The 12,820-nt window shown below is 72.3% G+C and carries 12 protein-coding genes; 6 read left to right on the plus strand and 6 right to left on the minus strand.

The window, feature by feature from the left end; translation table 11 throughout:
- Positions 1 to 78: 78 nt before the first annotated feature.
- Positions 79 to 777 (minus strand): deoxyribose-phosphate aldolase, encoded by a 699-nt coding sequence (deoC, locus tag ABZW10_RS18220; protein WP_355366282.1) that lies wholly within the window; start codon positions 775 to 777, stop codon positions 79 to 81.
- 353 nt (positions 778 to 1,130) lie between these two features.
- On the opposite strand from deoC, the gene ABZW10_RS18225 reads away from it, so the two are divergent.
- Together ABZW10_RS18225 and ABZW10_RS18230 are read left to right on the plus strand one after the other, a co-directional pair.
- A complete protein-coding gene (locus tag ABZW10_RS18225) occupies positions 1,131 to 2,300 on the plus strand; it encodes an alcohol dehydrogenase catalytic domain-containing protein (protein WP_355366285.1) in 1,170 nt (389 codons plus the stop codon).
- Positions 2,297 to 3,265 (plus strand): Gfo/Idh/MocA family oxidoreductase, encoded by a 969-nt coding sequence (locus tag ABZW10_RS18230; RefSeq protein ID WP_355366288.1) that lies wholly within the window; start codon positions 2,297 to 2,299, stop codon positions 3,263 to 3,265. Before ABZW10_RS18225 ends, ABZW10_RS18230 begins: the two co-directional genes overlap by 4 nt.
- Positions 3,266 to 3,310: 45 nt before the next feature.
- Here ABZW10_RS18230 and ABZW10_RS18235 read toward each other — a convergent pair whose 3' ends face one another.
- Positions 3,311 to 3,916: a DUF1349 domain-containing protein gene (locus tag ABZW10_RS18235; RefSeq protein ID WP_355366291.1), complete on the minus strand. Its 606-nt coding sequence runs from the start codon at positions 3,914 to 3,916 to the stop codon at positions 3,311 to 3,313.
- A 248-nt stretch (positions 3,917 to 4,164) separates the two neighbouring features.
- Here ABZW10_RS18235 and ABZW10_RS18240 point away from each other — a divergent pair, with 248 nt between their 5' ends.
- The 4 genes from ABZW10_RS18240 (at position 4,165) to ABZW10_RS18255 (ending at position 6,452) form a co-directional block, all read left to right on the plus strand.
- A complete protein-coding gene (locus tag ABZW10_RS18240; protein ID WP_355366294.1) occupies positions 4,165 to 4,548 on the plus strand; it encodes a hypothetical protein in 384 nt (127 codons plus the stop codon).
- A complete protein-coding gene (locus ABZW10_RS18245; RefSeq protein WP_355366296.1) occupies positions 4,545 to 5,516 on the plus strand; it encodes a hypothetical protein in 972 nt (323 codons plus the stop codon). Before ABZW10_RS18240 ends, ABZW10_RS18245 begins: the two co-directional genes overlap by 4 nt.
- An 82-nt stretch (positions 5,517 to 5,598) precedes the next feature.
- Positions 5,599 to 5,976 (plus strand): roadblock/LC7 domain-containing protein, encoded by a 378-nt coding sequence (locus tag ABZW10_RS18250; RefSeq protein WP_355366299.1) that lies wholly within the window; start codon positions 5,599 to 5,601, stop codon positions 5,974 to 5,976.
- Positions 5,977 to 6,077: 101 nt separating this feature from the next.
- Positions 6,078 to 6,452 carry a hypothetical protein gene (locus tag ABZW10_RS18255; protein ID WP_355366302.1) on the plus strand — a complete coding sequence of 125 codons (375 nt, stop codon included), beginning with the start codon at positions 6,078 to 6,080 and terminating at the stop codon, positions 6,450 to 6,452.
- A gap of 70 nt (positions 6,453 to 6,522) precedes the next feature.
- On the opposite strand, the gene ABZW10_RS18260 is transcribed toward ABZW10_RS18255, so the two are convergent.
- The 4 genes from ABZW10_RS18260 to ABZW10_RS18275 form a co-directional block, all read right to left on the minus strand.
- Positions 6,523 to 7,959, minus strand: a complete 1,437-nt coding sequence (locus tag ABZW10_RS18260; RefSeq protein ID WP_355366305.1) for an aminopeptidase P family protein — start codon at positions 7,957 to 7,959, stop codon at positions 6,523 to 6,525.
- A gap of 250 nt (positions 7,960 to 8,209) precedes the next feature.
- Positions 8,210 to 9,394 carry a cytochrome P450 gene (locus tag ABZW10_RS18265; RefSeq protein WP_355366308.1) on the minus strand — a complete coding sequence of 395 codons (1,185 nt, stop codon included), beginning with the start codon at positions 9,392 to 9,394 and terminating at the stop codon, positions 8,210 to 8,212.
- 228 nt (positions 9,395 to 9,622) lie between these two features.
- Entirely contained in the window at positions 9,623 to 11,383 is a 1,761-nt protein-coding gene (gene argS / locus ABZW10_RS18270; protein ID WP_355366311.1) for an arginine--tRNA ligase, read from the minus strand.
- Between the two features lie 251 nt (positions 11,384 to 11,634).
- Positions 11,635 to 12,699 carry a ParB/Srx family N-terminal domain-containing protein gene (locus tag ABZW10_RS18275; protein ID WP_355366314.1) on the minus strand — a complete coding sequence of 355 codons (1,065 nt, stop codon included), beginning with the start codon at positions 12,697 to 12,699 and terminating at the stop codon, positions 11,635 to 11,637.
- Between the last annotated feature and the right edge of the window lie 121 nt (positions 12,700 to 12,820).

Here is a 12,820-nt window from a genome sequence, read left to right on the forward strand (position 1 = left end):
GCGCCTGTCCGGGTGAAGCCGTCGGAGGCCGGCCGGCCGCGGTGAGGCACCGGCCCGTTCAGCGGCGGGTCCGCGCGGTCAGGGCGCGGCGGCGCGGCGGGCGGCCAGGTCGTCGAGGATGGCGGCCGTGGCGGTGGCGCCGAAGCGCGAGGCTCCGGCCTCGACCATCTCCAGCAGCAGGTCGAGGGTGCGCACGCCGCCGGCGGCCTTGACCTTCATCCGGGGTGGCACGTTGGCCCGCATGAGCCGGATGTCCTCCACCGTCGCGCCGGACGGGGCGAAGCCGGTGGACGTCTTCACGTAGTCGGCGCCGGCCTGGCCGCTCAGCCGGCAGGCCCGGATCTTCTCGTCGGTGGTGAGATAGGCGTTCTCGAAGATCACCTTCACCAGGGCCCGGGCCTCCCGGGCAGCCTGGACGACGGCGTGGATGTCCTCGGCCACGGTGTCGTCCTCGCCACCGCGCAGGCGCCCGATGCAGAGCACCATGTCGAGTTCATGGGCGCCGTCCGCCAGTGCCGCCCGGGCTTCGGCCACCTTGACGGCGGTGAGCGAGGCGCCGTGCGGGAAGCCGACGACGGTGCCGACGAGCACTCCGGTGTCGGAGAGCTCCTTGGCGGCCCTGGCCACGTCGACCGGCTTCACACAGACCGAGGCCACGTCGTAGCGGGCGGCGAGTGCGCAGCCTTCGAGCAGATCTCGGGTGGTCAGCTCGGGCCGCAGCAGCGAGTGATCGATCATCTTCGCGACGTCGTGAACGTCGACATCGGTGTGGTCCACAGGACTGTCCCGGATGTGTGCGCAGCGGATATTCATCGGGCATCGGCGCGCGGCTCGATCATGTGGCCGGTCGGGCCTCACGGGGCACCTCGTTTCCAACGTAACAAGTGCCGACGGCCGCCACCAGCGGAAACGACCCCGCCTCGACTCAAACCGCTTCGTTCGGAATTCACCCGTTCGGACAGTCCGGCGCGCCCTTCGCCGACCCGGCTGGAAGCATCGGCAGCGATTCCCGATTCCGCCGAAGTCACCGCACCCGGTTTCCGGCACCCGGGAAACCCGCGTCCGCGCCGAGGCCCGCCCCGGTCCTGACGTCGCCGCTCACGAACCCACCCACCATTTGGAGGGCTGCCGTGTTCGCCTATCTGATGAACGCCCCCGGCGAACTCTCCCGCACGGCCGTGCCCGACCCGGTCTGCGGGCCCGACGAGATCGTGCTGCACACCGAGGCCGTCTCGATCTGCTCCACCGACGTCTCGTACTTCCGCGGCCACATCACCCCGGAATCGTGGCCCATCGTTCCGGGCCACGAGTACGTCGGCCGGGTCGTCGACGTGGGGCGCCGGCTCGCGGGCGACGTGCGGACCGGTGACCGCATCGCCTACTGGGGACAGACCGACTTCGACGGGATGGCCGAGTACCGGCTGCTCCGGCCGCTCTTCGCGGGCCGGCCCGAGCTGGAGACCGCCTGGTACACCCAGCGCAACTTCTACGACGCCGCCCAGGCCGCGGTCGTCGCCATACCGGCCGACGTCCCCACCGACCTGGCCTCCGTGGTCGAGCCCCTGACCTCCGTGCTCCGCTCCATCCTGCTCAATCCCTGCCGTCCCGGTGACGTCTGCGTGGTCCTGGGCTGCGGCCCGAGCGCGCTGCTGGCCGTCCAGGTCCTGAACGCGTACCTGGGGGCCGGCTCGGTGACGGTGCTGGACCGCAGCGACCCGCGGCTGGCCACCGCGCTGGTGCACGGCGCGTCGTCCGCCTTCAACACCGACACCCAGGCGGCCGAGCTCGACGCGTTCGTCCATGAGCACCACGACCAGTACGCGGACTACGTCTTCGACGCGTTGCCGCACATCGACTCCTCGGCGACGACGACCGGCAAGGACATCCGCGAACTGGCCATGGGACTGCTCCGCCCGGGCGGGACGTACGTCATCTTCGGCGCGACCTCCGTCCCGCAGCGCATCAGCACCTGGCTGATCCTCGCCAAGGGTCTGCACCTGCGCTCCACCCCGTTCGACGTCCGCCTGTTCTCCATGTCCCGGTCCGCCAACGTCATGAACGTCGCGTTGCGCATGCTCAGGACCGGTCTCGTGGACGCCCGGCCGTTGATCACCGACCGGGTCGCCCTGAGCGACGCGGGCGATGTGCGGCGGGTGTTCCTGGAGTACGGCGCAGGCCCGTCGATGAAGACGTCCATGCTCGCCCCCGAACTCCTGCGGCAGTGCCGGGAACGGCAGTTGGACACCCTCGGACTGCCGACCACGGTCCCCGGACGGCCGCGGACGAAGGAGTCGACATGACCAACTGGGGTTTCCTCGGCGCGGGTTCGATCGCCCACTCCAGCCTCGCACCGGCGGTGCACGCCGACCCCGGCGCCACCCTGCACTCCGTGGCGTCCAGCAGCTCCGAACGGGCCCGCGCGCTGGCCCCGCGCAAGGCCTACTCCTCCTACGAGGCGCTGCTCCGGGACTCCGAGGTGGACGTCGTCTACATCGCCCTCCACAACAGCGCCCACTGCCACTGGACGGAGGCGGCCCTGCGCGCCGGCAAACACGTCATCTGCGAGAAGCCCCTGGGGCTGTCCGCCACCGAGGTCGACACCATGATCCGCGCCGCCGCCGACACCGGCCGGCTGCTCGTGGAGGCGGCCTGGAACCGCTGGCACCCGCGGACCCGCGACCTGGAGTCCATGATCGCGAACGGCGCGATCGGCACCGTCACCGGCGTCACGGCGCGGTTCGACGGTCTGGCGCCGCCCCCGGGGAACTACCGTCGCGACCCCGCCCTGGGCGGCGGCGCCCTCCTGGACGTCGGCTACTACGCCGTGTCCGCCGCCCTGGCCGCCTTCGGCTGGCTGGCTCCCAAGGTGGTGTGGGCGAAGCAGGACCGCTGGGACATCGGCTCGGCGGACCGCGAGTCGTCATGCCTGCTGGAGTTCCCCGGCGGCGGTGTCGCCGAGATCCACTGCTCGCTGAACGGTTCCCACGCCGAGGAGTTCACCGTCACCGGAGCGACCGGCGAACTCGGGCTGTCGGCACCGGCCTTCTGTGCGGCCACGGCCCCCGCCGTGCTGACCGGCGCCGGCCGGACGTCCCGTACCTACCCGGCCCTCGACCCGTACCGCTTCATGGTCCAGGCCGTGGAGAAGGCCGTCACGGGACGCCCGGGCTACCTCGTCCCCCTCGCCCAGTCCCGGCTCATCGCCTCCACCATCGACGCCGTCAGGAGCCACTGCCTCGCGGGGTCCGACCAGGCGGACGGCTGACGGGTTGTCGCCGGGCCCGTGGGCGGGCGTCGGGCGGGCGCTCGTTCAGGAGTCCGCCGGCTGGTGCAGGGCGGAGTCGGCAGGCCCCTGGGTGAACCGGGTGAAGCGGACGCGCAGGCCGTCCCGCTCGGGTGAGCAGCAGAAGGGGCCTGCCGTCGCGGGGGCGTCCGGGGCCAGCGGTGCCAACCGGACCAGGTGCCAGGGGCCGCTCCCGGAGCGGGCGCGGATCGTCACCGCGTCCCCGCTGCGGCTGGCGCGCACGGTCACCTCCTGCCCCTGCCAGTCGGGAACCGGGGCCAGCGACCAGTCCGAGACACCCCGGGTGACGACCGCCCCCACGTGCGGGACGCCGTCGTTCATCTCGACCCCGGCCTTGATCCACGTCCCGGCGTCGACGCGGATCATCAGACCGGCCTGGTCGTACAGCGTGTCGAAGTCCGCGACGAAGGTCACCTCGGTCGCGCCGCCCTGCGGAAATCCGCTGAGCAGGGCGTGCCCGTCGTCGCGGACGAACCCGTAGCCGGTGGTGCGCCAGAAGTCGCTGCGTCGGCGCGCGGTGACGACAAGACCGCTGCCGTCGGCCTCCGCGTGCTCGGGCTCGTTGAGCCAGGTGGCCTCGTGCCAGCCGACCGCGCGTTGTGGCTGCTGCATGGGCTGCCCTTCCGTTCCCCGCCCCCGGCCGTCTCCGGCCCTCCGACCTGCGGCGGAGCCGATGAGTCGGCAGAGAATGGCTGAAATTGTGTCCTTATGGTGTGAATATGCCACTGGCACGTTCAATGCGGCGAATCCGACATTACCCTTCCGTGTCGGACATGCCACCAGTCGCGGCATTCCGGCCGGCACGCGGTGGCCCCGCCCCGCCGTGCCGTTTCCTCCCCGAACCCTCCGAAGGAGCCCCAGTGCCGGGTATCGACGAGTGCCTGACCCAGGCGATGGAGATCGCCGGGGCGCGCGCCGCGAGTCTGATCGACTGGAGCAGCGGGCTCGCCCTGGGCAGTGCCGGAGTCAGTCCGACCGGCGACCACGACACCACGGCGGCCGAGGCAACCGACTTGGTACGGGCGGCCGTTGAGGCCGCGACCTTCACCGCGGGGGAGGACCGCGAGACGCCGGTGCAGGACATCATCCTGACCACCGACCACAGCTACCACCTGCTCTGCTTCATCGACACCGTCTTCGACAGCCGGCTCGTCCTGCACCTCTGGCTCGACCGCGCCGAGGGCAACCTCGCCGGTGCCCGCTTCCGTCTCCAGGCGCTCACCAAGGACCTGGTGCTCGGATGACGAACACCGTCGCGAGCGACCTTCGGGCCGGTGCGGCGGTCGAACGGCTCGCCGGGGAACGCGCCACCGGCGCGCTGCGCGGCCCGGGCGGCGCCGTCTACCTCGTCGACGGCCTGGTCGCCCACGCCGAATCCGACCGTGCCCCCGACCTGGCCACCCTGCTCACCGCCTCCGGCCGGCTCAGCCGTGCGGCCTGGCTGAAGGCGGTCCACCGGTTCGGCCCGCACGCCCGGGTCGGCGAGGGCCTGGTCGAACAGGGCCGGCTGACCCGCGGTGAGCTCGAACTCTGCCACCTCGTCGCGCTCTACGACGCCGCCTGCTTCCTGCTCGACTCCCCTGCGCCGCCGGCCTCCTGGACCTTCGCACCGGGGGTGCGGCACTGGCTCGGCCCGGTGGCCGCGGTCGGCGCCCACCGGCTGCGCCGGGAGGCCGAACGCCGACGGCACCTGCTGGACCGGATCCTGCCCTCGGCCCTGTTCGACACCGCGCCGCTGTGCCGGGCACCCGCGAGCGCCGTGCGGGCGGTGCAGGCCGCCCCCGCCGCCCTCGGGCGCCACGCCCGCCGGGTCCGCCCGCCGACCCGGCGCCAGTGCGAGCTGCTCGACCACGCGGACGGCCGGAGGACCCCGGCGGAGCTGGCCCGGCTGCTCGGCCGCTCCGGGTTCGTGACCACGGCGGACGTCCGTCGGCTCGCCGCGGCCGGCCTGTTGACCTGGGCCGGTCCGGGCCCGGGCCCGGCGGGTACGGGGTCGGCGGGTACGGAGTCGGCCGGCGAGGTTCCGGACGGCGCGGCCGACGGAGTGCCGACGCCGAGGACCCCCGGCGGCCTGCTCCACCGCTCGCCGGGTGCGGCGCTCGCCGCCCTCGGCGGCGACGCGACCGGCCCGCCCCCGATCCCACTCCCGTCCACCGTCCCGGACATCACCCTGCTGATCCGGGTCCGCACCCTTCTGGAGGCCCGACTTTGAACCACGCTCCGCCCGCGACCCCGCCCTCACGGCCATGAGGCGGACGCTCAAGCAGCGTGCCGGAAGGAGACAACTGATCGCCTTGGAGACCGAACTGCTGACCGAACTCCGCGCCCTCAGGCAACGGGTGCCGCATCTCGCGGGCGGCCTGGTCGCCAGTGCGGACGGCCTGCTGATCGCCCACGACACCCACGGGGCCGAGCCCTCGGGCCTGGCGGCGATGAGCGCCGCCTCGCTCGGTCTGGCCCACCGGCTCGCCGACAGCACCGGCCAGGGCGAGTTCCGGGAGTCACTGGTCCGCGGCGAGCACGGCTACGTCGCCATCTACGCGGCCGGCGGCAGCTGTGTGCTCACCGTCCTCGCCCACCCGGACGCGAACGTCGGCCGCCTGCACCTGGAGGCCCGCCGCTCCGCCCGGCGCATCGCCGAGCTGCTGAACGACACGACCGCTTCCGACTGATCCCTTCCGATTCACGAGCAGTCACTTCCGACCGCTACCAACCGCTACCGATCCGTGACCGAATCCCCCCGATTCTCGTCCGACCAACTGGAGACACCACCATGACCGACGCCGCAGGCGCGCTGAAGCAGGCCATGACCACGATCGAGGGCGCCATCGGCGCGGCCCTGGTCGACTACAACAGCGGCATGGCGCTGGCCACCCTCGACGGCCCCGGCGGCCTCGACCTCAACGTGGCCGCCGCCGGGAACACCGACGTGGTCCGGGCCAAGATGCGCACCATGGACATGCTGGGCCTCACCGACGGGATCGAGGACATCCTCATCACCCTCAGCAGCCAGTACCACCTGATCCGCCCGCTCACCAACCACAGCGGCAAGGGCCTCTTCCTCTACCTGGCGCTGGACAAGAGCCGGGCCAACCTGGCGATGGCCCGCCACCAGCTCACCAGGATCGAGGCGGACCTGGAGGTCTGACCCCCTTCGGTCGGACGGGCCCTCGTCCCGGTCGCCGTCGGCGACCGGGACGAGGGCCGCTCCCCCGGCGTCAGCCGCGCAGGTCGGCCAGCCAGGCCTCGACCTCGTCGGAGCGGCGGGGGAGGCCGATCGAGAGGTTCTCGCTGCCGTCCTCGGTGACCAGGAGGTCGTCCTCGATCCGCACGCCGATGCCGCGGTACTCCCGCGGCACCGTCAGGTCGTTCTCCTGGAAGTAGAGGCCCGGCTCCACCGTGAGGACCATGCCCGGCTTCAGCAGGCCGTCGACGTGCTCCTCGGTGCGGGAGTGGGCGCAGTCGTGCACGTCGAGGCCCAGCATGTGGCCGGTGCCGGCCAGGGTGAAGCGGCGGTGCAGGCCCAGCTCGTAGACCTTGTCGGCGGCGAGGTCGCCGAACAGGCCCCAGGAGGCGAGGTGTTCGGCGAGCTCGCGCTGGGCGGCGTGGTGGAAGTCGCGGAAGTTCGCGCCGGGCTTCACCGCCGCGATGCCCGCCTCCTGCGCCGCGTACACGGCGTCGTAGACCTTCCGCTGGATGTCGGTGAAGCGGCCGGAGACCGGCAGGGTGCGGGTCACGTCGGCGGTGTACAGCTCGTTGGTCTCCACGCCGGCGTCCAGCAGCAGCAGGTCGCCCGGGCGGGCCCGGCCGGTGTTGCGGACCCAGTGCAGGGTGGTGGCGTGCGGACCGGCCGCGGCGATGGTGCTGTAGCCGACGTCGTTGCCCTCGATCCGGGCCCGGAGGAAGAAGGTGCCCTCGATCAGCCGCTCGGCCGTCTCGGCGTCGGCGGCGAGCACGCGCACCACGTCCTCGAAGCCGCGGGCGGTCGCCGCGCAGGCGAAGCGCATCTCGGCGATCTCCCACGCGTCCTTGACCAGGCGCAGCCCGGACAGGAAGACCTCGAACTCCGCGTCCCGCTCGGCCGTGACCCTGTCCCGCAGGGCCTTCTCCACGCCCGCGTCGTGGCCGCGCAGCACCCGGACCTGACCGGTGGCCGCGCCCAGGTCGGCGTGGACGGTGCGCACGTCCCGGCAGGGCAGGCCGAGCAGTTGCTCGCTCTCGGTCAGGCTGTCGCGGCGGCCGTCCCACAGCTCGCCGTGGCCGTCCAGCCAGAACTCGCCGTTGTCGATCCGGGACCGGCCGCGCAGGTAGACCACGGCGCGGTGGCCGCTCTCCCCGGTGGGCTCCAGCACCAGCACGCCGTCCTGGCTGTGGTCACCGGTCAGGTAGGCGTAGTCGGAGGACGGACGGAACGGGTAGTCGGCGTCGTTGGACCGCACCTTGGGGTTGCCGGAGGGGACCACCAGCAGCTCGCCCGGAAAGGCGGCGGACAGCGCGGCGCGCCGGCGCTCCGTGTACGGGGCCTGCGCTATCGGCTCCAGACCGTGGCGCTCGGTATCGGCCCAGCCCTGCTTCATGTTCTCGGCGAGTTCCTCGCTCACCCCGCGGGTGAGGCCGTTCTTCCGGTACTTGATGGGCTCGGTGGGCTCGGTCACTGCGGACTCTCCAGGGAGGGTGGGGCGACACGGCGCGCCGTCGCGCCGATCCGCCGGGTACGTAACAAGCGTTTTGTACCGTATATCGAACACGGGCCGAGGAGAAGGGGGTCGGGCATGCCCGAGGCGCCAGGGGCGAACCCTGGCGCCTCGTCGTGCCTCGGAACACCGCGCCGTGTCAGGCGTTCGTCAGCGATCCCGCGCGCTCCCCGGCGTCGGGCGCTTCGGGGCCGACGTCACCGGTCACGGGTCACCAGGTGACGGGTAGGGCGTGGAGGCCGTAGACCTCGTTGTTGACCCGGTAGGGCACCTCCTCGACCGGGCACGCGAGCGCGAGAGCGGGCAGCCGCCGCAGGAGCGCGGGCAGCGCGATCCGCAGTTCGGCGCGGGCCAGGGTCGAGCCGAGGCAGCGGTGCGGACCGTGCCCGAAGGTCACGTGCGACACGGGTTTGCGTTCGATGTCCAGGAGGTCCATTCCGGCGCCGAGCACCGGGTCGCGGTTGGCCACCGGCAGCTGACAGACCACCTGGTCACCGGCCTTGATCGGCACACCGCCGATCTCGGTGTCCCGCCGTGCCGTCCGGGCCAGCGCGGTACTGGACACCGACAGGTACCGCAGCAGTTCCTCCACGGCGCCGTCGATCACCGGATCGCCCTCGGCGGCGTTGCGCAGCCGGTCGGCCTGTTCCGGGTGCGACAGCAGGGCGAGCACGCCCAGGCCGATCGTATTGGACACGGTGACGTGGCCGGCCAGCAGCAACAGCTCGCAGACACCGACCAGTTCGGAGTCCGACACCGCGTCACCGTGCTCCCGGACGAGCATGCCGATCATCCCGTCGTCCGGGCTGCGCCGCTTCTCCGCCACCAGGGAGGCCGTGTACGCGCGCGACTCCCGGCCGGCCGCGAGCCGCTCCTCGATGGGGAGTCCGAGGTCCAGCGTGGTGCGGGACCAGCGGTGGAACGCCCCCTGGTCGGGGTCGGGGACGCCGAGCATCCCGCAGATCACCCCGAGCGGCAGCGGCAGCGCGAAGTCGTCCATCAGGTCCGCCGCGGAACCCCGCGACTCCATGGCGTCGATCAGCTCGCCGGCCAGGGTGCGGATCATCGGCTCCAGTGCGCGGATCCGCCTCCCGGTGAACTCCGGCGTCAGGACGTGGCGCAGCCGGGTGTGCTCCGGCGGGTCCATGTTGAGCAGCTCGTCCGGCAGGACCGGACTGCGCTCGGGGTCGTACATCGCGAACGTCTCCTGGTCGGCCAGCACTCGCCGCACATCGGTGTGCCGGGTGACCAGCCAGTACTCACCGACCCGGTGCAGCCAGAAGTCCCGGACCCGCCGGACCGCGTCGCCGCGTTGGACCTCCCCCAGCGCCGGGCCCGGGTCGAGCCCGTCGCGACGGTAGAAGATCGAGATCGGCGGCACTTCCAGCTCGCTCATGGGACCTCCCGTGATCACCCGGTGTCCCCTCCCGATACCCAGGTACCCGCACCGCCGCGCGTTCCGGACCCGATCCCGTGGCAGCGCGCAGGAGCGCGGCGCCCTCGCACGCGCCTCCTCCCGCGAGCCGGAGCCGCCCCCTGCCCCCGGCCCCCGCCGGTGGCGCGAATTCGGTAGCCCCGCCCCTGCCGTCCACCAGCCGGTGGACGGCAGGGGTCGGGCCCGGAGCTACAGCCGCTCGGGCGTCCCGATGCCGAGGAGGTCCATGCCCTGGCGGAGGGTCCGGCCGGTGAGTTCGCAGAGCAGCAGCCGGGTCTCCATGACCTCGCGACCGGGGGCCTTGAGGACGGGGCAGTGCTCGTAGAAGGTGGTGTACGCCGCCGCGAGGCCGTGCAGGTAGGCGCAGAGGCGGTGGGGCTCGAAGGTCTCGGTGACGAGGTCGACGGTGGCGCCGAATTCGTCGAGGAGCAGGCCGAGGGCGCGTTCGGCGGGCTCCAGGGCCACGTCCCGGTGGGCGGTCGGGGTGACGGCCTCGGGGGCCTTGCGCAGGATGGACCGGATGCGGGCGTAGGCGTACTGGAGGTAGGTGCCGGTGTCGCCGTTGAGGGAGACCATGCGGTCGGCGTCGAAGATGTAGTCGCGGGTGCGGGAGGTCGAGAGGTCGGCGTACTTGACCGCGCCGATGCCGACCTGCTTCGCGCGGTCCTCGTGTTCCTCGGCGGCGAGCCGGGGGCTCTTCTCGGCGACGACGGTGCGGGCCCGGTCGACGGCCTCGTCGAGGAGGTCCATGAGGCGGACGGTCTCGCCGGAGCGGGTCTTGAAGGGCTTGCCGTCCTTGCCGAGGACGGTGCCGAAGCCGAGGTGCCGGGCGCGGACGCCGTCGGGGAGCCAGCCGGCGCGGCGGGCGGTCTCGAAGACCATCCGGAAGTGCAGGGCCTGGCGGCTGTCGACGACGTAGAGGAGCTGGTCGGCGCCGAGCGCGCCGACGCGGTCGCGGATCGCGGCGAGGTCGGTGGTGGCGTAGCCGTAGCCGCCGTCGCTCTTCTGGACGATGAGCGGGGTCGGTTCGCCGTCGGGACCCTTGATCTCGTCGAAGAAGACGCAGAGGGCTCCGTCCGAGCGGACGGCGACGCCGGAGGCTTCGAGGTCGGCGCACACCTCGGCGAGCATCGGGTTGTAGTGGCTCTCGCCGACGGCGTCGGCGTCCTCGAGGAGGACGCCGAGGCGGGCGTAGACGGCCTCGAAGTAGACCTTCGACTCGTCGACCATGCCCTGCCAGGACGCGACGGTGTCGGCGTCGCCGGCCTGGAGCTCGACGACGCGCCGACGGGCCCGGTCGGCGAAGTCGGCGTCGCCGTCGAAGTCGGCGCGCGACGCCTTGTAGAGGCGGTTGAGCCGGGACATCGACGGGCCGGAGCCGTCCGGCTCGGTGCCCTCGTCGAGTTCGGCGGGGTGCTCGACGAGGTACTGGATGAGCATGCCGAACTGGGTGCCCCAGTCGCCGAGGTGGTTGCGTCGGACGACCTTCTCGCCGCTGAACTCCAGGGCGCGCACGAGCGCGTCCCCGATGATCGTGGAGCGCAGGTGGCCGACGTGCATCTCCTTGGCGATGTTCGGCTGGCTGTAGTCGATCACCGTGACGCCGGCCGCGGCGTTGCCGCCGACACCGAGCCGGGCATCGGCCGCGCGGGCGGCCAGCCGGTCGAGGATGGCGGCGTCGGTGACGGTGACGTTGACGAAGCCGGGCCCGGAGACCTCCAGCTTCGCGATCACCTGGTCGGCGTCGAGCTTCTCCAGCACGCGGGCGGCGACCTCGCGGGGGTTGGCCCGCAGCGGCTTGGCCAGGCCGAGTATGCCGTTCGCCTGGAAGTCGGCGCGGTCGCTTCGTCGCAGCTGGGGGTCACTGTCCGTGGCGTCGGGGAACGCGGTGGAGATCGCCTGTGCGAAGCACCGGTGCAGCGTGTCGGCGATGGAGAGGACCGTAGGCATGGAGAGGGGGACCACTTCCGTAGGAGGCGGATCTGCGGAGGAGCCGCAGGCGTCGCACAGCGCCGCACCGTCGGACCGTCGAGCCGGTGGACGCCGTGTTGCCGATCATTCCATGTCCGCTGCGGGGAAGAGCTCGAATTATCTCCGCCGCGACGCCGCGCGACCGGGGCACGCGAACGGCGGCGCGAAGCGGACCGGCCGTGGGTGGCCGGTCCGCTTCGGCAGGGCCCGGGGTCGGGCGCCGGGCCCGGTCAGCCCAGGCCGTTGACCCGCTTGTACTCCAGCGCGTAGGCGAGCTTGCCGGGCTTGGCCTCGGAGTACGGCTTGCTCAGCTTGTCGAACTCGCCCTTGGTGGCCGGCTTGCCGGCGTTCCACTGGTCGAGCGCGCCGAGGTCCGCGGCGGTGAAGCCGCTGTTGACGACGGTGGCCCTGGGCAGCGCGGTCATCGTCTGGGTCAGGCTCTTGACGGTGGCCAGGTAGCTGCCGAGGTCGTTGCGGTCCCAGCCGGACAGGTCGACCGGCTTGGCGTCCCGGACCCAGCTGCCCCAGTAGAACTCCTGGAACGGCAGCGAGTTCTGGGTGTAGCCGATGTCGCGGCCGAAGTAGAGCAGGCTGCGGTACTTGTCGTCGCTGAAGTTGGCCAGGCCGACACCGGTCGGCAGCTTGTTGACCTTGACCTGGTCGCCCTCGGGGCCGCGCAGGTAGACCCACTTGTTGGCCTGCATCCGGTCCCAGAAGGCCTGGCGGGTGAGGTTGCTGTAGTTGGCCAGCACCCGCAGCCGGACGTGCAGGTCCGCGCCGCCGTCCGGGGTCTCGTAGAAGGAGGTGAGGGTGTGGTGCCCGTCGGTGAGGAACGGCTCGCCGTGCGGGCCGATGACGACCGTCTTCATGGCCGCGACGCTGTCGGCCGTCTCGGCGCCGACGGGGAGCTTGCAGGTGAAGGAGGACGGGTCGTCCAGGCGGGCGCCGGGCTGGGCCGTCGCCACGTCGACGCGGCCGTCGGCCTCGCACCAGTCGCCGAACTTCTTGTTGATCGCGTCCTTGCCGAGGGTGTAGCGGCCGAGCTTGTAGTACACCTCGTCATAGCCCAGCGCGGGCTGGGTGGGGTGCACGTCGCCGATGCGGACGTCGAGCAGCTCACCGGGCTCGGCGCACAGGTACGGCGCGAACGGCGTGGAGCGGTTGTCGTGCCCGCACAGCGGGGGCCGGGTGCCCGGCGCGCCGGGAGCGGCGTACGCGGTCGGCGCCGATACGACCACCGCGACGACGACGGCTCCGAGGGCCGCGGTACGGCGGGACGGGGGGATGGAACGCATGGCACTCCTCGCATCAGGGGCGGACAGGCCCGTGAGCGTGGCAGCGCCCGGCCAACACCGGGTCTCCTGACCGCGACGTCCAGGAGAACCCCGGTCAACGATCGCGCTGCCGCCGGCGCGC

This window comes from Kitasatospora sp. NPDC004723 (assembly GCF_040609255.1).
GTDB lineage: Bacteria > Actinomycetota > Actinomycetes > Streptomycetales > Streptomycetaceae > Kitasatospora.